This is a genomic window from Acinetobacter sp. ANC 3903, from assembly GCF_002135315.1.
In the GTDB taxonomy this organism is placed as follows: domain Bacteria; phylum Pseudomonadota; class Gammaproteobacteria; order Pseudomonadales; family Moraxellaceae; genus Acinetobacter.
In genome coordinates this window covers 1-17,911 of sequence record NZ_NEGA01000013.1, presented here as the reverse complement: position 1 = coordinate 17,911, position 17,911 = coordinate 1, and the positions used below count along the sequence as shown (strand labels likewise).

The 17,911-nt window shown below is 41.4% G+C and carries 17 protein-coding genes; 13 read left to right on the top strand and 4 right to left on the bottom strand.

All coding sequences use genetic code 11. The features are described 5' to 3' along the window. The first annotated feature begins 24 nt into the window (after nucleotides 1-24). The 8 genes from B9T29_RS11050 to B9T29_RS11010 all read left to right on the top strand — a co-directional run bounded on the left by B9T29_RS11050 (nucleotide 25) and on the right by B9T29_RS11010 (nucleotide 10,687). The gene (locus B9T29_RS11050) at nucleotides 25-1,134 is read left to right on the top strand and encodes a beta-ketoacyl-ACP synthase III (RefSeq protein WP_086175986.1); all 1,110 of its coding nucleotides are present in this window, start codon (nucleotides 25-27) and stop codon (nucleotides 1,132-1,134) included. An 11-nt stretch (nucleotides 1,135-1,145) separates the two neighbouring features. Further along, nucleotides 1,146-1,904 carry a lysophospholipid acyltransferase family protein gene (locus B9T29_RS11045; RefSeq protein ID WP_086175985.1) on the top strand — a complete coding sequence of 253 codons (759 nt, stop codon included), beginning with the start codon at nucleotides 1,146-1,148 and terminating at the stop codon, nucleotides 1,902-1,904. A gap of 450 nt (nucleotides 1,905-2,354) precedes the next feature. After that, nucleotides 2,355-4,361 carry a hypothetical protein gene (locus B9T29_RS11040; protein WP_086175984.1) on the top strand — a complete coding sequence of 669 codons (2,007 nt, stop codon included), beginning with the start codon at nucleotides 2,355-2,357 and terminating at the stop codon, nucleotides 4,359-4,361. An 88-nt stretch (nucleotides 4,362-4,449) separates the two neighbouring features. Then, on the top strand, nucleotides 4,450-6,165 hold the full coding sequence (locus B9T29_RS11035; RefSeq protein WP_086175983.1) for an AAA family ATPase: 1,716 nt from the start codon (nucleotides 4,450-4,452) through the stop codon (nucleotides 6,163-6,165). A gap of 122 nt (nucleotides 6,166-6,287) precedes the next feature. After that, nucleotides 6,288-7,271, top strand: a complete 984-nt coding sequence (locus B9T29_RS11030; RefSeq protein ID WP_086175982.1) for an ion transporter — start codon at nucleotides 6,288-6,290, stop codon at nucleotides 7,269-7,271. A 305-nt stretch (nucleotides 7,272-7,576) separates the two neighbouring features. Further along, the gene (locus B9T29_RS11025) at nucleotides 7,577-7,939 is read left to right on the top strand and encodes a hypothetical protein (protein ID WP_086175981.1); all 363 of its coding nucleotides are present in this window, start codon (nucleotides 7,577-7,579) and stop codon (nucleotides 7,937-7,939) included. A 485-nt stretch (nucleotides 7,940-8,424) separates the two neighbouring features. Next, on the top strand, nucleotides 8,425-9,345 hold the full coding sequence (locus tag B9T29_RS11015) for a LysR family transcriptional regulator (RefSeq protein WP_086175979.1): 921 nt from the start codon (nucleotides 8,425-8,427) through the stop codon (nucleotides 9,343-9,345). Between the two features lie 166 nt (nucleotides 9,346-9,511). Next, nucleotides 9,512-10,687 carry a CynX/NimT family MFS transporter gene (locus tag B9T29_RS11010; RefSeq protein WP_086175978.1) on the top strand — a complete coding sequence of 392 codons (1,176 nt, stop codon included), beginning with the start codon at nucleotides 9,512-9,514 and terminating at the stop codon, nucleotides 10,685-10,687. Between the two features lie 53 nt (nucleotides 10,688-10,740). Here the strand turns inward: B9T29_RS11010 and B9T29_RS11005 are convergent, their stop codons facing one another. After that, nucleotides 10,741-11,193, bottom strand: coding sequence for a DUF441 domain-containing protein (locus tag B9T29_RS11005; protein WP_086175977.1), 453 nt, complete (start codon nucleotides 11,191-11,193; stop codon nucleotides 10,741-10,743). Between the two features lie 139 nt (nucleotides 11,194-11,332). Here B9T29_RS11005 and B9T29_RS11000 point away from each other — a divergent pair, with 139 nt between their 5' ends. Then, complete coding sequence (locus B9T29_RS11000; protein WP_086175976.1) at nucleotides 11,333-12,043, top strand: pseudouridine synthase; 711 nt, start codon at nucleotides 11,333-11,335, stop codon at nucleotides 12,041-12,043. 3 nt (nucleotides 12,044-12,046) lie between these two features. On the opposite strand, the gene B9T29_RS10995 is transcribed toward B9T29_RS11000, so the two are convergent. From B9T29_RS10995 to B9T29_RS10985, 3 genes are all read right to left on the bottom strand, one after another. Continuing rightward, nucleotides 12,047-12,490, bottom strand: coding sequence for a GNAT family N-acetyltransferase (locus tag B9T29_RS10995; RefSeq protein ID WP_086175975.1), 444 nt, complete (start codon nucleotides 12,488-12,490; stop codon nucleotides 12,047-12,049). Nucleotides 12,491-12,582: 92 nt separating this feature from the next. Then, the gene (locus B9T29_RS10990; RefSeq protein ID WP_086175974.1) at nucleotides 12,583-12,918 is read right to left on the bottom strand and encodes a type II toxin-antitoxin system RelB/DinJ family antitoxin; all 336 of its coding nucleotides are present in this window, start codon (nucleotides 12,916-12,918) and stop codon (nucleotides 12,583-12,585) included. Between the two features lie 115 nt (nucleotides 12,919-13,033). Continuing rightward, entirely contained in the window at nucleotides 13,034-13,939 is a 906-nt protein-coding gene (locus tag B9T29_RS10985) for a pseudouridine synthase (protein ID WP_086175973.1), read from the bottom strand. 151 nt (nucleotides 13,940-14,090) lie between these two features. Between B9T29_RS10985 and tsaE the strand changes: the two genes are divergently transcribed. From tsaE to hfq, 4 genes are all read left to right on the top strand, one after another. Beyond that, nucleotides 14,091-14,567, top strand: coding sequence for a tRNA (adenosine(37)-N6)-threonylcarbamoyltransferase complex ATPase subunit type 1 TsaE (tsaE, locus tag B9T29_RS10980; protein ID WP_086175972.1), 477 nt, complete (start codon nucleotides 14,091-14,093; stop codon nucleotides 14,565-14,567). Continuing rightward, nucleotides 14,560-16,527, top strand: a complete 1,968-nt coding sequence (mutL, locus tag B9T29_RS10975; protein ID WP_086175971.1) for a DNA mismatch repair endonuclease MutL — start codon at nucleotides 14,560-14,562, stop codon at nucleotides 16,525-16,527. Before tsaE ends, mutL begins: the two co-directional genes overlap by 8 nt. 6 nt (nucleotides 16,528-16,533) lie before the next feature. After that, on the top strand, nucleotides 16,534-17,478 hold the full coding sequence (miaA, locus tag B9T29_RS10970) for a tRNA (adenosine(37)-N6)-dimethylallyltransferase MiaA (RefSeq protein ID WP_086175970.1): 945 nt from the start codon (nucleotides 16,534-16,536) through the stop codon (nucleotides 17,476-17,478). Nucleotides 17,479-17,568: 90 nt separating this feature from the next. Further along, nucleotides 17,569-17,911 (top strand): RNA chaperone Hfq (gene hfq, locus B9T29_RS10965; protein ID WP_086175969.1); only part of this gene is annotated, 343 nt, incomplete at its 3' end.

Sequence of the window (17,911 nt, the reverse complement as noted above, 5' to 3'; positions counted from 1 at the left end):
GCGCAAAATTAACGGGAGTTTTACATGGGCATTCGTATTACCGGTACCGGTCTTTATCATCCAGAAGAATCCATTAGCAATGATGAATTGGTTGCAAGTTTAAATGCTTATGTGGAACAGTTTAACCACGACAACGCGGACAAAATTGCAGTGGGTGAGATTGAAGCACGTCGCGGTTCAGATGCAGAATTTATTGAAAAAGCATCCGGTGTTAAAAGCCGTTATGTTGCTGAAAAATCAGGCATCCTAGATCCAAAACGTCTATATCCACGTTTACGTGAACGCAGCGATGACGAACTTTCTATTCAAGCGGAATGGGGCGTAACTGCCGCTAAACAGGCGATGGAAAATGCCGGTGTTACCGCTGAAGATATCGATGTGGTTATTCTTTCATGTTCAAACATCCAGCGTGCTTATCCTGCTGTAGCGATTGAAATTCAAACTGCTTTGGGCATTCAAGGCTATGCCTATGACATGAACGTTGCCTGTTCTGCTGCAACCTTCGGTTTAAAACAGGCTGCGGATGCAATCAGAAGTGGTGCGCGCCGTGTATTGTTAGTGAATGTGGAAATTACTTCGGGTCATACTGATTTCCGTTCACGTGACTGTCACTTCATTTTTGGTGATGTGGCTACCGCATCGGTTATTGAAGATACGACCACTAAAACTGGTTTTGATATTGTAGATACGCATTTGTTTACCCAATTCTCAAACAACATTCGTAACAACTTCGGTTATTTAAACCGTAGTGAAGATGCGGTGGTGGACGACAAATTGTTCCGTCAAGACGGTCGTAAAGTGTTTAAAGAAGTGTGTCCACTGGTTGCTAAAATCATTACCAAGCAACTTGAGAAAAACGAGATTGCGCCCACTACCGTTAAACGTTTCTGGTTGCACCAAGCCAATGCCAGCATGAATGACCTCATTTTAAAATATGTGGTCGGTAAAGATGCGGACCGTTCCCTCGTGCCAATTATTCTGGATGAATTTGCCAATACCTCTTCTGCAGGTGTGATCATTGCATTGCACCGCACTGCACATGAAGTGAATGATGGCGAGTACGGTGTACTTTGCTCATTCGGTGCAGGTTATTCTGTAGGTTCGGTTCTAGTGCAAAAACACGTTGTAGCATAAGGAATCATCTATTGCAGGTTGAGCATGATGCAAGATGGATCAAGCGTCTAAGTACCTTGTCCAGACTATATTTCACCCCAACCTTTTTAGGTGCCGAACACATATATGCCTTAAAACCTGCAATGTATGTCGGGAATCACACCCTGTATGGGGTGTTTGATTCACCAATGCTGATTGATTATTTATATAATCATCATAAAGTGGCTGTGGTCAGTATTGCTGATCATGGCCATTTTTATTTGCCGTTTTGGCGGACTGTGTTTAAAAAATTTGGCGCAGTCGACGGCGAGAAAGAATATATCCGTGCAGCGATGCGTCAAGGTTATTCTATTCTGGTCTTTCCTGGTGGTGGGCGCGAGGTATTGAAAAGAAAAGGTGAGGCTCATCAGCTGATCTGGAAACAGCGTTACGGTTTTCTAAAACTGGCACAGGAATTCAACTATGATCTTGTTCCATTTGCAGCGCTAGGTGGAGATGAAATCTTTGAACTGGGTTTTGATGCCAATCTGATTGTTGAAAGTCAATGGTTTCAGAAACTGCTCAAGGTTCCGCAATTGGATAAACTGCTGCGGCATGGCGACGTGATTCCATCATTGCCTAAACATATGATCCCAAAACGCTTGCCTTTTTATTTCCAGTTTATGCCACGACAAAATTTAGCGCATATTGAAGATATGCAGCAATTACAGGATTTTCGTGACCAAATCCAACAGCAAATCTATGCAGGATTAGACGATTTAAAACAACAGCGTGACCATAAAAAAACTTGAGTAGATTTAATTGATATTTTATTTCCACAATTAGACTTCTTTCATAAATCATTTTAGAAACTAAAAATTGTTCGTAAAGCCAAAATTGAAAATAGATTTTAGTCGATATTAAATTCATGAATGTGGCATGGATGCCACACGTTTCCCATCACGACAAGGATGTCGTGTATGGGAAATAAAAGGTTTTTGTCTACTTTTGACCTTTCAAAAGTAGAGAGATTACCTACGAAAAGGCAAAAAATTAAATCAATCAAATGAGACTGTGCTGATTTAAAAAAATCCAATATTAAACATTTTTTGATTTATGAAAGAGATCTATTATAAATGGATGAATCAGTCATTAGACTTTAGGGATTCATCGAGCAAGTTTGATTAAATTCTAAACTCAGCATACATTATCCGAATGAGATGATTATTTATCCTGGCTGCTAAGTTTAATTTGGGGCGAGTATGGAACAGGAACGTTTAGTACCGCAATATCAAGGGATTGCGAAACAGTTACTCAGAATTTCTAAAAATTTAAATGATATTTTTCAAGATCAGCTGCATTTGGTTGGACACCTGAATGCGCAAAATATGTTTCGGATCGATCAGGAGCGGAATGTTGTACAAGTCGCGAATGGCCTATTTCAACTGCAATTTTATGCACCAGAGTCGGGCCTGAAAAGCATTTTGCACTGTGATTTTACCTACTTGGGGCAGAAAGCTGAATTATTAGAAGAATTTATTCTGCATGACCTGTACTTTCTCACCAATGATTTAAAGCCGCAACATTCACTCTATTTGCGTCAAAAGGCCCAACAACTGCGACAGCTATTGCTGGATCAAGTGTACCTGTGGGTGCATGGCGCAGAGCGGGTGAGTGCTTATTTGAAAAATATTTCATTGCCGGAAGCTGAAATTATTGATCAGCTGATGATGAAAGCCAATATTTATTCTTTTGCCGTATTGACTGATTCTGTAGTGAATAAAAAGGCATTGCCTGAAGCGGTGATCCAGCTGTTGCAAGAGATCTGTTCCGTGCAAAGGGTTTATGGCGATGAATTTTCACCCATCCAGTCCTTAATGGAAGCACTGGATGAGTTTTGTTTTAGCGCCGCGCAGTTTTTACCTGCGCCCATGTATCGCATTATGGCGCTTTCATTTGAAGAGCGCTTTAACTTGCATGAGTTAATCGAACATCAAGACGATATCCAGTTACTGTATCGGCATGCGCAAGAACAATCTGCCTTACTTGGTTTTGTGCGATTAATGCGGCGTGAACTTTGGCAGCGTGATGATTTACTTTCTAAGCAAAATTTTTTAGATACTTCGACTGTGGTCTGGCAAAAGAAAGTCGCAAAATTTCCCTTATTTGATTATCCGCGTGCAGTAAACTGGCTGTTTAAACAGTCTGCGGAGGTTCTGGACTGGCTGAGTCGAAATATTCAACAGAGCAGTGTACGAGTGGCAGTCACGGCCCTCAGTTTTGTCGATAGCAGTCAGGTTCATTCGCAAGTCATTCTGGCCACCTTGCAGTACTTTCAGCATTGTTCAGCCCGTATGTTTATTCATAGCTGCCACTATTTTGCCATGCAGGAAGCCTGGTTTGAGCATGAACATAATCAGAGCGTGGTGCTGAAAGGGCAAGATCAAGTACTGGATGATCATCGCATTGCCATTAGCCCTTCCATTTTATATCTGGATGAATGGATGGAACTCATGCGTAATGTCAGCAAAGGCAATGAAAAAACCGTTAAAAAAATCTATTTGCGCCTAAGTCGGGTGATGCAGGCCTATATGCTGCATCTGCATAAAATCACCCAAGATTTTAGTCATGATTTAATGGCGTATATCCGGCCGGAAACCCATCAAAATCGTGAGTTTTATACGGTGTTGCAGCGCTACAAAATGCAGATGGATGAGTTCCGGCAAGTCTTTTATTTGCGTGGTCGAAACATCCGGGTGTCTGTGTTTGATTCCTATGTGCGGGATTATCTGGTCGAATTTTTTAAGGATAATCAGTCTGTACCAAAAAGTACCAGCTGGATCGGGTTTTATCATCAGGCGACGGATTGGCATAGTTACATTCAAAAGCAGGAAATTATCAGCCAGCTCAAGAAAAATTATGCACTCGTGGTATGGCAACCGGTGATGCCAGAAAAGATTATGCACTTCGCTAGCTGGAGCTTTGAAGAACTGGCAGATCTGGAGCGTATTATTCAGGAATCGCAAAGGTGCCATAATTGTCTGGCGGCAAGCTATGCACAGCGGATTATTGAAAGGGAATATGTGGCTTTTCATATGGTCTCGCAAACCGGCAAGCTGCATATGACTTTAGGCTGTTACCTGCGGGATGGTCAATTGATCTATGACCAGCTGGAATATCCGCATAATAAAAAAACTGAATACCTTTTTGTGAATATCACACTGCAATTTATCTCCTGGTTAAACCTGCAGTTTGCGCCGTTTAAGTGACAGTGGCTGTCGCTAAACTTTTTTCTGGGCTTAACTTTTAGGGAAAAAATCGGTAGGCTATAGCCGTTAATTTACGGTTATAGGTCTTATGAAACAAGAAACTGCACTCAAGCTTTTAAAAGCAGGCGAAAATGTCTTTTTAACAGGTTCGGCTGGTGCAGGGAAAACCTATACACTCAATCAGTACATCAATTATTTGAAAGCCCGTAAGGTGCCGGTTGCCATTACCGCATCCACAGGCATTGCGGCAACCCATATGAATGGTATGACCATTCATACCTGGGCAGGCATTGGCATCAAGGATTTTCTGGCAGATGCCGACCTGAAAAACATGAAGGAACGCAAATACCTAAAAGAGCATTTGGAAAATGCCCAGGTACTGATTATTGATGAAATCTCCATGCTGCATGCCAAGCAGCTGAATCTGGTCAATCAGGTTTTAAAATATTTTAAAGAAAGCGATGAGGCTTTTGGCGGCATTCAGGTCATTGTCGCAGGTGACTTTTTCCAGTTACCGCCGGTAGGTAAAAATGACGAACGCAACCGTGACAAATTCTGTTTTATGTCGGATGCCTGGGTTGAGGCAAAATTTCGGGTCTGTTATCTGACCGAGCAACACCGTCAGGGCAATGACTATTTAAATGACATCTTGAATGCCATTCGTAGTCAAAGTATTACGACCGAACATCTTCAGGCCTTGGAACAAACTCGTGGTCAGGATATTGGCGAAACCTTTACCCGTTTATATACCCACAATATGGATGTGGATAGCATCAACTTTAAGCATTTGAATGCCATTGAAGCAGATGGCCGTCAATTTGATGCGATTTGTGATGGCAATGACAAGCTGATCGAAACCTTGAAATCTTCAGTTCGTGCGCCTGAAAACCTGACCTTAAAGAAAAATGCCAAAGTGATGTTTGTGAAAAACAACTTTGATATGGGCTATATTAACGGCAGTTTGGGCGAAGTGATTGGCTTTGAAGAAGATGATGAACACGGCATTTTGCCAAAAGTAAAATTGACCGATGGTACTGTACTGCTGGTTGAGCCTGAAACCTGGTCGGTCGATAACGATGCCGGTAAAACCATTGCCAGCTTTCAGCAAATTCCATTACGTCTGGCTTGGGCCATTACCATTCATAAGTCACAAGGCATGACTCTGGAAGCGGCTGAAATCAATCTGGCGCATACCTTTGAGAAAGGTCAGGGCTATGTAGCGCTGTCGCGTTTAAAAGCTTTAAATGGCTTGAAACTTTTAGGTATGAATACTCAGGCGCTGGAACTGGATAGTTTGGCTATTAAGGCTGATCGCCGTTTTCAGGAATTGTCAGAAGAAGCAGAAAATCACTTTGAGTTGATTGATTTAGCTCCTCAGCATAAAGCCTTTATTCGTCATTGTGGCGGTACCCTGAATGAAACTGAAATTCAGCGCAATGAAAAGAAAATTGCTAAAAGTGGTGGTAAAACCAATTATGCCACGGCTACACTGGATGAAACGCGTGAGCTTTTTGAAGAAGGTTATGAAATTAAGGACATTGCGGTTGAGCGTGGATTAACACCTGCTACCATTATTAATCATTTGGCGAAACTGCATAAAGAGCAAGGTCTGGATATTTCGGTGGCTCATCCGGGAGATGAGGTGGTGGAACAGGTACGCAAAATTTATAAGCGTTTAATGAAACGGCAAAGTCCTGAACACTTTAGTGAGGATGGTGCAATCAAGCTGCGCCCGATTGTAGAAGCGACCAGTCCGCGTATGGGTTATGACCAGGTACGCTTGGCGCTGCTTTTTGTTGAATAATTTTTTGAATAAATTAAAGTAATGCTAAATTAGTGAGTGACAAATACAGCATGATTTTTCACTCATTACATCTTTGCAAACTTGGGTTAAACTACAGCCTTTAAATTACAATATGTACGGCTATGGCATTTAGCACGTGGTATACACTAAGAAAATTCGTTTATAACAATTTACATAATGAAGACTACGAAACCAGGTTTAGTCGTGCGATCAACTATTTTTTAATTTTACTGATTATTGGCAATGCTGCAGCAGTGTTATTGGAGTCGGTGAATGACATTTACCAATCCTATTCAGTGTTTTTCGATCTTTTTGAATACTTTTCGATCCTGATTTTTTCACTTGAATATTTACTCCGTTTTTGGTCAGTTGCCGAAGAAAATCCATTTCACAGTGCATGGAACAATCGCCTGCATTGGGTGAAAAGTGGTGCAGCACTCATTGATTTACTCGCCATTTTACCAGCTTATATCAATTTCTGGGTGCCTATTGATTTACGCTTCCTGAGAATTTTACGGCTCATAAGATTATTAAAATTGACCCGCTATTTTGTTTCTTTGCAAATTCTATTACGCGTGATTGAACGTGAAAAAGGCTCTTTTCAGGCGGTCCTCTTTATTTTAAGCATTATGATTGTGATGGCTGCCGCCTGTATTTACGTGGTAGAAAGTAAAGCTCAGCCTGATGTGTTTACTTCAATTCCGGCATCGATGTGGTGGGCGGTAGTGACGCTGACCACTGTGGGTTATGGAGATGTTACTCCTATCACGCCATTAGGTCGTTTCCTCGGTGCACTGATTACCATTTTAGGTGTGGGGCTGGCCGCTTTACCGGCAGGTATCTTGGCAACCGGCCTGACCTATGAACTTGAACAGCGTAAGCAGAATCTGGAATTAAAATTTAGAGAGTTATTGCAAAGTTCTGAAATTGATCTATTCAATGATCAGGAAAAAATAGAAAGTATGCGTAAAGAGGTGGGACTCACTTCAGAGCAAACGCGCAATATTATTTTCCAGTTACTGCGTGAACAGCGAGAAGAAGCATTGAAGCAAGAACGCGAGCAATATGCCTATTGCCCACATTGTGGGAAAAAATTACCGGATTAAAAATAGCTAATAATGCTTAAACTCTTCCATGAAATTGCTGATCAAGCTTATGTTTAAGGATAAATTATTTCTAATAATTCGTTACTGAATGGCTGTGTCCATGACAGATTTGAATGGCTATGTTGCTGCGAGTACAAGCAAGAATATGGACGAATGTAAAATCTCATAACAATTATCACTTTGAGCCGGAAAAATAATTTGTTATGTTGTTTCTGAATAACAATAATCTGGATCAGTTTGTAAAGTGAAAAAAACAGGATGATTTTTTCACTGACTTAAAATAATAAAAACTCAAAGGAAAATATATGAAACAGTATCAAAGAGCAGCGCTTGCCTTAGTGGTGGCCAAGCTGGAATTTGGCAATCATAAATCAAATATTTATGATTATAATGAAAGTGCATATCCTCAAATCAGCGGTAATGTAAATACACAAGAAGCAAAACTGTATGATTACCAGCGGTCAGCGGTTTTTGAAGGACGAAACACCGGTCGGGAATTTAACCTCTACGATTATGGTCATAGCGAATTTATCAGTTTAAAAAAGAAAGGCATAAAAAAATACGAAGGTTATCATTATGGCAACTCAAGTTATTATGAAATCACCATTTCAGGCTCGACCATCAGCCTGTATGATTTTAGTACCGGACAATATTATAAATTTAGCTAGCTCATCATGAATTTGATGATAAAAAATAGTCCCTATAAAGGAGCTATCTTTACTTTACTCTCTTTTTTGAAAATCTATGGCTCGTCTCTATAGATTATGCTGCTTCCGCTTCTTTACGCACTTCTAACCCATGGACTTCAACTATGGGACAGCAGGGGTCATGATGTTTTTTCTAAAGGCAGATCATTTTTGTTGAAAACATCATCGGATAAAACTAAACATGAAACAGACTAATTAATTCTATGGTATAGTGAATTATATTCATTTATGAGTTGCTGAATTTGAGTATTCGTTTTCAGATAAATAGAAAAAATACAGTCAAATTCATGGTTTTCATTTATTTTAAGTTTTGCCAGGTTCTTGCCACTCGAAGTATAGCTTCTCGTCTTGCGCTCAGGCAAAGCTGCTTTTATTGTCCTTCGCACTTCCAGCATAGCTGAAAGCCTTGCGTAAGGGCAAAACGATGTTTTGCTGGACCCTTACTCATGCTTGAAATTCGCCATTTAAAAACTTTAACTGCCTTACGTGAGCATGGTTCATTGGTGGCTGCTGCCAATGACCTGTGTTTAACGCCATCTGCAATTTCCCATCAACTGAAAGAACTGGACCATTGGTATGGGGTAGAAGTGGTGAATCGCCGTAGCCGTCCGGTGACTTTTTCGAATGTGGGGCAGCGTTTACTGAAATTGGCAGATGATGTATTGCCACAAATTCAGATAACCCAAACCGACATCACCCGTATTGTGCATGGACAGACCGGGCGAATTATTTTTTCATCTGAATGTCATAGCTGTTTTGACTGGTTGATGCCGCTACTGAATCAATATCGTCATTTATATCCTGATGTAGATCTGGACTTTGCTTCAGGCTTTGAAGCCAATCCGCATGAATTGCTGCAAAATGCAGAATTTGATCTGCTGATTACCGCAGATCCGATTGCTTTAAAAGGTATTGAATATTTCCCGATTTTTGAATATGAATCGCGGTTAGTCTTATCCAACACTCATCCTTTAGTTCGTGCCGAACGTATCACCGTACAAGAATTGGCTGATGAAACCCTGATTACTTATCCTGTCGATAAGCACCGTCTGGATATCATGGCGAAACTGTTTATTCCTGCTAATATTCAGCCGAAACAGATCCGGACCACGGATTTAACCCAGATGCTGATTCAACTGGTGGCTAGTGGCCGTGGTATCGCGGCACTTCCAGACTGGGTGGTAAATGAATATGAGCAAAAAGGCTGGGTGACTTCACGCCGTTTAGACTGTGTATCTTCTACAGGTTTGCGCCGTACTTTGTATGCGGGCTATAGAACTGAAGAGAAAGAGAAAAGTTATTTTGAAGGTTTCTTAAAGCAACTGGCTAAATTCTCGCAAAAGCGTAATCAGTATTATTCTGTTTAAAAGGGTGTGCTGAATTTTGCACAGGTTCAAAACTCCAGATGAAATTTCTAATGGAATGAGTCAATACCAGACTGATTGTTCTAAGTTCTAAGTCGATATAAATCAACGATAAAAAACTGTTTTTATTCTTGCTAGTCTAGCGCTGGAATCGCTGAAGGAGAGGGTTGTGAGTTCCGTGCATTGGCTGAGCAAAGATTTATGGATTATTACAGCAGGATTTGTCGCTGCCATGCATGTAGGCAAGTTGCCACCCGCGGTTCCTGTACTCCAAGCTGAGTTAGGCATTAGCTTGGTACAAGCCGGTTTTTTATTGTCTCTGGTACAGGTTGCCGGTATGTGCATGGCACTTGTGCTGGGTAGTTATACTGCTAAAATTGGCTTAAAACGCTGTGTACTATTGGGCTTGAGTTTACTCGCATTCGCCAGTTTCACCGGTGGTTTTGTGCAGGAATTCCGGGCGTTGCTGGCACTGCGTGTGGTCGAAGGTTTCGGATTTTTACTGATTACCTTAAGTGGGCCTGCTTTTATCCGCCAACTGGTTCCTGTTGAGCAGTTGCAAGCCAAGATGGGGCTGTGGAGCGCCTATATGGGAGGCGGGATGGGAATAGGCTTGTTATGTACTCCCTTTCTGCTCAATAGCATCGGATGGCAAGGGGTCTGGATGTGTTTCGGTGTATTATCACTCGCTTTGGCTGGCGTGATTTACGTGGTTATTCCTGCAGTGCAAACCCATACCCAGTCGGTTGTAATATTTGATTTAATTAAACTGACTTTAAAACATCCTCCTGCGTGGATTCTGGCCATTATTTTTGGTGTATATGCTGGGCAATGGTTTGGTTTGGTCGGTTTTTTACCCAGCATTTATCAGCAATATCAAATTTCTTTAGCAATGGCAGGTGCCTTGACTGCTATGGTGGCAATTGCCAATGCCATTGGTACCTTTACCTGTGGCTTACTGTTACAGCGTGGTTTTCGGCCTCAAACTTTAGTCCAAACCGGTTTTGCCATCTTAATGGTCTGTGCCCTGAGTTTTTATTTATTACGTGAAATCTTGCCCTTTAGTCTGCAATTTATATTGGTTTTGAGCTTTTCACTATTTGGCGGTTTGGTAGCAGCGGTCGTGTTTTCTCAAGTATTAAATTTTTCCGCAAAGCCGATTGCTATTACCACTACAATAGGATTGGTCTTGCAATTTTCCGCCACATCGCAATTTCTGTTGCCGCCGTTGATTGCTTCCATTGTACTGGCCACAGGCTCGTGGTTTTGGGTGGGAATTCTCATGGCAACACTGTCTCTGGTTGGCATGCTTTTAAGCAGCATTTTATTTCGAAAAGCTGCCTAGTTCCTGAAGTTCAGGCTTGCAAGTTCCGGTTTGCAGGCTTAAGATTTGAGAATCTAAGAATATCCAATAAACAGGGTCAGTATCCCGGCGGCAATTAATGGACCGACAGGAACGCCACGCAACACAGCCACGCCTGCAACTGTTCCGATGAGTAAACCTGCAACCACATCAGGTTGGTTGCTCATTAGTTTGACTCCTCGTCCACCCAGCCATGCGACCAGTACGCCAATGGCGATGGCAAGTAATGATTTCCAGCTCATAAATGATTTTAAAATGGCATCTCCCGGAATTTTGCCACTGGCAATAGGCGTGAGCACACCAATGGTTAAAATAATGATGCCAATATTTAAACCATGTTGCTGCAAGTAGGGGAAATATTCACTCAGTGGGGTAATGCGAAAAACAATCAGTACGCCCGCAGCAATGGTCACGGCACTATTATGGCTAAAGATACCGCAGGCCAATAAAACCAGCAGAACGACCAGGTTTAAATCTAAATGGGACATTATTTAAAGGGAGAAAGTGATAAATCATGCATATTGTATAAGGTTTTGACGGTAGATATGCCTGAAAAGGCAGGAACAATAAAAAGAGTCCTCATTTCAGTATAGAATGCGTATTTCGTGATAGTAAAAGGTTGGGTCTATGTTGTTGGAAAAGATGTTGCAATCGCAGGGTTTTGGTTCGCGTAAACATTGCCAGCAGCTCATTAAAAATGGGGCGATTGCCATTCAAGGTGAAGTGATCATCAATCCAAAACATAAACTGGATTTAAATGGACTCAGTTTTTCCGTCTATGGTGAAACTTTTGATTATCGGGAAAAGGTTTATATCGCCTTAAATAAGCCGCAAGGTTATGAGTGTTCACATCAGGCCACCCATCATTTTAGCGTATTCGATTTGTTTGATGATGTATTGATGAATCGTGGCTTGCAATGTGTAGGACGTCTGGATCAGGATACTAGTGGACTGTTATTACTTACCGATGATGGGCAATTTTTACAGGCATTAACTCATCCGAAAAAACATGTGGCCAAAGTTTACCGCATGCATACGGCTGATCCTGTGACCACAGAACAAATCCAGCAACTGGAGCAGGGCGTGGAACTACGCAACGAATCAGGTATTTTTGCTGCAACGGAGCTTGTGCAATTTGCAGAAAACGAATTGCAGTTCACCGTTCATCAGGGTGTTTATCATCAGGTGAAACGAATGCTGGCGGCGGTAGGCAATAAAGTTGAGCAATTACATCGTCAGCAAATTGGTGCATTGGAATTAACAGATTTGGAAGAAGGGCAGTGGATCTATCTCAGCGCCGTACAGGTGGAACTGGCCAAGACACGAATGACGGTTTAATCGTTATTTGAGGAAACAATGATAGATCTGAAATTCATTATCTTTGACAAAACCCATTTTTTCATACAGCTGGTGTGATTTATAATTGGTTTTTTGTGTTTCCAGGCTAATGCGAATCGCATTTTCATGACGGGCAAATAAAATAGCAGTATCAATCAGTTGTTTAGCGGAACCCTGACGACGATAAATTGGGGTGACGTAAACATCATCCAGAATATAATAAATGGAACATGATACTGAAGAAAAACCCAAATACAGCAAAATAAAACCGGTAAAGACATCATCTTTCACGTGAATAAAAATAATACTTTCCTGGTTTTCAAAACGTTGTTTTAAGTATTGATAAGATAAATCCAGATTGGAAGAAGCACCGTAAAATTGGCGATATTCATCGAATAAAACAGCAAGGGGATGTAAATCTTCTAAAGTTGCGCGTCTTACGATCATGCGATACTCCATGCTTTTTTATTGTCCTTGCATGAAGCATACCTAAGTTTATATAAGATTTTTTCTAAATTTTGTTTGTAAATGCAACACTGTTAAGTTTTGTCACTTTCGCCCAAAATGGCATTCAGCTCTTCAAACAAGTCTAAATGATCATCATCCAAAGCAAATTCCTGATCCATATCCATGCCGTGATCAACGGGCAGATTCAATTCTGTTTGCTGTTGCTTTAATTTGCGGATTCTATTCAGTTGATCAAGATTAATATTTTGATTTTCAATAGAAAAAGGAATGGATTTTGTTAATACGACTTGTCTGAAAAATAGTCGTACTGCTTGTGCTGGCGTAATGCCCAATTGTTTAAACACTGCAAAAGCATGTTTTTTTTCTTGGGAATCAAGTCGTATTTGATAAACTTCGGTTTTTCTCATGATTTTTTAAATACGTCTAATTACTTAACTTTTCAGCATTTATTTTAATCAAATTGAATGTAATTTCAATATTCATACACCATATTTACTAAAATAATTTGTAATGACAAGCATATTACAATGTCAGATCAAAGTGAGACGAAAATGCCATCTCCTGTTTGGAAAGAGGATCAATAAAAGCAATATGCTGGGCTAAAAGCTGAAGTGGAGCAGCAAAATCATCTTCCCTTTTGTGTTGTACTGTTGGATAAAAGGGATCGTTTTTAATGGCAATGCCCAAACTGTTTAAGTGCACGCGCAATTGGTGCTGCTTGCCGGTGGTGGGTCTAAGCTCATATTTAGCCCATGCTGCATCATGCTCGATTAAATCAATCTCTGTTTCACTATTTATTGTTCCTTCAACCACTTGCATGGTGTAGAACGGCTGGCCTTTTTCCATGCGATAACGTGTATAACAGGGAAATGCTAAATCGGCATGAAAAGGCGCAATGGCATGATAGGTCTTTTTCACCTCACGTCTGGCAAACATCTCCTGATAAATTGCCCGTGTAGAGGCTTGTTTCGAGAATAAAACCACACCTGCAGTTTCGCGGTCTAGACGATGAATCGGAGTTAAAAATTCATTCCCCGTCTGTTTTTTTAAACGTACTAATAGTGTTTCTTGAACGTACTGACCCGTCGGACTGATGGTTAAATAATGTGGTTTATCGACCACCAGCAAGTGTTCATTTTCAAATAAAACTTCATGTTCAAAAGGAACATGAATTTCATGAGCCAAGAAACGGTAATAAAACACATGACTATTTTCAGTATAAGGCGCATCACAGTTTAGTAGCTGACCGCAGGAATCATAAATTAAACCATCGGCAAAACGTTGCAGCCATTCATCCTTGGCAATATGTGGAAACTGCTGACATAGATATTGAAAGATACTGTTCGGTGCTGGGGTAATTTTAGGAAGAAAGACTTTGCTTGCGCTTACGCCATCTAGCATCGGGGGAATAAATTCAGTGCTGGTCATGTGATTTGTCTTGGATCAATCTGTCGTTAATCAAAATGAATAATATCTACAAGGAAATGTAGGAAAAGTTACACATTTGCAAGTGCGAGCATGGGCAATAAAGCGGTGCGATGCTATCATAATTGGTCTTTGAAATCATGTCGTGAGTAATATGCACTATTCATTTAAACTGGCCTTAAACAATGAAGACGATACCCAAAATTTAGCACAGGTTTTGGCACAGCATTTTACCGCGGGCGTGATTTACTTAATTGGTGATTTGGGTGCAGGCAAGACCACGCTTACCCGCTATTTCTTGCAAAGTTTGGGTCATCAAGGGGCGGTCAAAAGCCCAACTTATACCTTGGTAGAACCGTATAATATTCACGGAAAAGACATTTTCCACTTCGATTTATACCGATTGAATGACCCATATGAACTTGAACTGATGGGTATTCGTGACTATTTAGAAACACCGAATGCGCTATTTTTATTTGAATGGCCATCCAAAGGTGGTGATGAAATACCAGAGCCGGATCTGATCATCAATATTGAAAAGTCTGAAGATGAGCTAACGCGTAGCGCAACTTTAAGTTTCTCATCTGAAGCATTACAACAAGCCTTAGCGAGTCAATTTAACAATGCATGATGATGTAATAAGCTTGCGTCGTATTCATACGCTTAATCCAGCACTGGCGAACCAGATTGCTGCGGGTGAGGTGATTGAACGTCCCGCCTCCGTAGTCAAAGAATTACTGGAAAACTCGATTGATGCGGGTGCGACGGAGCTTGTTATTCGGGTTGAGCAAGGTGGCAGCACCTTAATTGAAATTATCGACAATGGCCGTGGTATTCATCCTGAAGATTTGTCCCTGGCAGTGATGCGTCATGCCACCAGTAAAATTCAAACGGCAGATGATTTGCAGGCCATTGTCAGTTTGGGCTTTCGTGGTGAAGCCTTGGCCTCTATTGCCGCAGTTTCGCGTTTAACCCTATGCAGCAGTCAAGACGATGAAGGAGTGGGCTATCAGGTTGAAGTCAATGGTACGGCTTTTGATCATCAGGAAATTCAAGCGGTCGCAACGCAAAAAGGCACGCATATTCGGGTACAAGACCTGTTTTTTAATGTGCCGGCACGTCGCAAGTTCTTAAAAAAACAGGGTACTGAATTTGGTCATATTGAAGAAATTGTCCGTCGTCTGGCCCTAACCCATTTCGATATCCGTTTTGTTTTAGAACATAACAATAATATCCGCCTGAATTTGCCGATTGCAGATAGCGGTGAACTGCGCTTCCAGCGTGTGCAGCAGCTTTTGGGCCGACAATTTACTGAAAATGCGTACTGGATCGATGCCGACAGTATTAATATGCGCCTATCTGGCTGGCTAGGACATCCATCAGATGCAAGAGCACAAGCAGATTTACAATATGTCTATGTGAATGGACGGATTGTTAAAGATAAAACCATCTCGCATGCCTTGCGTATGGCCTATGATGGCATTTTGCATGGCCATCAGCATGCTGCCTATTTGCTGTTTTTAGAGGTGGATCCTGAAAATATTGATGTCAATGTACATCCCACCAAACATGAAATCCGTTTTTTAAACCAGCGTGAAGTGCATGAATTTGTAAGGCATTTTGCCAAAGAAAAACTGTCTCAATTTCAAACCGCCACTGCTGAACTGGCTTCGGCAATGAAAAGAGATGAAGCAGACCAGATGGCTTCGCTACAACCGCAGCCGCGTTATCAGGAACAATTTCAACTGCATAAGGCGGTAGATGCCTATACACCACAACCAGAAGCACAAATTTCCACGGATTTGCTCAGTGATTTTAATTCCAGCAGTCCGCAAACGGTACATTATGCTTCATCGCAGTCACAAGGTCGCTATAACGGCTCACAGCAGCTGAATAATGCCTTAAAAAGCTATCTTGCGCCGTTATGGGAAGAAGCAGATGTTCAATCTTCCATAACGAATAGCCTAAGTAGTGTAGAAAAACAACAATCTACCTATGTGGATGAACATCCACTCGGTATTGCCATTGCACAGTTGCATGGCATTTATATTCTGGCACAGAACACTGAAGGCCTGATTATTGTCGATATGCATGCCGCGCATGAACGCATAGTATTGCAGCAAATGAAAGCTGCATGGGATAAACCCGAATTCTGGATCTCACAGCAATTGCTGATTCCTAAAGTGATCAGTATCAGCCGTATGCAGGCCATGCGGGTAGATGATTTAAAAAGTCAGTTGGCGCGCTTGGGCCTGGAAATTGACCAGTATGGTGATGAGCAGGTGATTGTACGCGGAGTACCCGCTATTTTGCACAAGGCTGATTTTGCAGCTTTAGTGCCTGAGTTGCTTAATGATCTTGATCCCAATGACGAAGTACAGGGATTGCTGCAAAAGCGCGATCAAATTTTAGCAGGTATGGCCTGTCATGGTGCTGTACGTGCACACCGTATCTTAAGTCTTTCGGAAATGAACGCTTTGCTGCGCCAAATGGAACAAACCGAATTTGCCAGTCAGTGTAATCATGGACGCCCAACCTGGCGTGCATTTCCACTTTCACAATTAGATAAACTTTTTGCTCGAGGAGAGTAGTTGTACATGTCAAATCAATTGCCGGTCATCAATTTAATGGGACCAACTGCAAGTGGTAAAACCGCTTTGGCATGTGAACTTTATGAGCAAGGTCATTTTGAGCTGATTTCTGTCGATTCTGCGCTGGTTTATCAGGATATGGACATTGGTACCGCCAAACCCACTAAAGAGGAACAGGCGCACTATCCGCATCATCTGATCGACATTATTACGCCCTTGGAAGTGTATTCGGCTGCCCAGTTTGTGGAAGATGCCTGTGTGTTGATTGATGACATCCATGCGCGCGGTAAAACCCCGATTTTAGTCGGAGGTACCATGTTGTATTTCAAGGCTTTATTAGAAGGATTGTCGAGTAATTTGCCCAGTGCAGATTATGCGGTACGTGCTGAAATTGAGGCTAAAGCAGAACGTGAAGGCTGGGAAGCTGTTTACCAAGAATTATGTGAAGTTGATGTTCTAGCGAGTCAGAAATTTAAAGTCAGTGATAAACAACGCATTATCCGTGCCCTGGAAGTATTTAAACTGACCGGACAGCCAATTACAAAACTACAAGCTGAACAACCAAAAAATCTACCATACCGCTACACATTTCATAATCATGCTTTATTGCCTGATCGTGTAGAATTACATAAGCGTATCGAACAACGCCTAAAGACTATGTGGGATATCGGATTTTTACATGAAGTGGAAATGCTGATTGAAAAATACGATTTAAATGATAATTTACCATCCATGCGCTCAGTTGGTTATCGACAAGCTTTAGAATTTATACAAAAAAGTGACAAAAGTAACGAAAAACGACGAGAAATGGAGGATAAGTCTTTATTTGCAACACGACAACTGGCAAAACGTCAATATACCTGGTTAAGATCTTTGCAAGAATCGCATAAATTTAAAACATATTTGACGGTCACGCAGGCTCAAGAGGACTTGCGAAAGTGTTACGGATAAAGCAAAATTTAGTAACTATCTTTTTTATAATTTTTATTGAGAAATAAAGATAGTTTTTGCGCTGATTTTTAAATTTTTTGGAGTTATAACATGTCTAAAGGTCAAACTTTACAAGATCCGTTCTTAAATTCTCTCCGTAAGGAACGTATTCCTGTTTCTATCTTCCTGGTGAATGGTATTAAATTGCAAGGTCATATTGAATCATTTGACCAATATGTAGTTTTGTTGAAAAATACTGTAAGTCAAATGGTTTACAAACATGCCATTTCTACAGTTGTTCCTGCACGTAACCCACGTCCTGCTGGTGCTCCTGCTGGTGCTCAAGGCGCTGGTGGCTTCGGTGGTGGTCAGCCTCAAGGTGGCTTCGGCGGTCAAGGTGGCTTCGGCGGTCAAGGTGGCTTCGGCGGTCAAGGTGGCTTCGGCGGTCAAGGTG

Excerpts from the sequence above, each read along its gene's own strand:
- B9T29_RS11035 (WP_086175983.1), top strand. The coding sequence starts at position 4,450 with ATGAAACAAGAAACTGCACTCAAGCTTTTAAAAGCAGGCGAAAATGTC.
- B9T29_RS11025 (WP_086175981.1), top strand. The coding sequence starts at position 7,577 with ATGAAACAGTATCAAAGAGCAGCGCTTGCCTTAGTGGTGGCCAAGCTG.
- B9T29_RS11015 (WP_086175979.1), top strand. The coding sequence starts at position 8,425 with ATGCTTGAAATTCGCCATTTAAAAACTTTAACTGCCTTACGTGAGCAT.
- B9T29_RS10990 (WP_086175974.1), bottom strand. The coding sequence starts at position 12,918 with ATGAGAAAAACCGAAGTTTATCAAATACGACTTGATTCCCAAGAAAAA.
- B9T29_RS11040 (WP_086175984.1), top strand. The coding sequence starts at position 2,355 with ATGGAACAGGAACGTTTAGTACCGCAATATCAAGGGATTGCGAAACAG.
- B9T29_RS11000 (WP_086175976.1), top strand. The coding sequence starts at position 11,333 with ATGTTGTTGGAAAAGATGTTGCAATCGCAGGGTTTTGGTTCGCGTAAA.
- B9T29_RS10985 (WP_086175973.1), bottom strand. The coding sequence starts at position 13,939 with ATGACCAGCACTGAATTTATTCCCCCGATGCTAGATGGCGTAAGCGCA.
- tsaE (WP_086175972.1), top strand. The coding sequence starts at position 14,091 with ATGCACTATTCATTTAAACTGGCCTTAAACAATGAAGACGATACCCAA.
- B9T29_RS10995 (WP_086175975.1), bottom strand. The coding sequence starts at position 12,490 with ATGATCGTAAGACGCGCAACTTTAGAAGATTTACATCCCCTTGCTGTT.
- B9T29_RS11030 (WP_086175982.1), top strand. The coding sequence starts at position 6,288 with ATGGCATTTAGCACGTGGTATACACTAAGAAAATTCGTTTATAACAAT.
- miaA (WP_086175970.1), top strand. The coding sequence starts at position 16,534 with ATGTCAAATCAATTGCCGGTCATCAATTTAATGGGACCAACTGCAAGT.
- B9T29_RS11005 (WP_086175977.1), bottom strand. The coding sequence starts at position 11,193 with ATGTCCCATTTAGATTTAAACCTGGTCGTTCTGCTGGTTTTATTGGCC.
- B9T29_RS11050 (WP_086175986.1), top strand. The coding sequence starts at position 25 with ATGGGCATTCGTATTACCGGTACCGGTCTTTATCATCCAGAAGAATCC.
- mutL (WP_086175971.1), top strand. The coding sequence starts at position 14,560 with ATGCATGATGATGTAATAAGCTTGCGTCGTATTCATACGCTTAATCCA.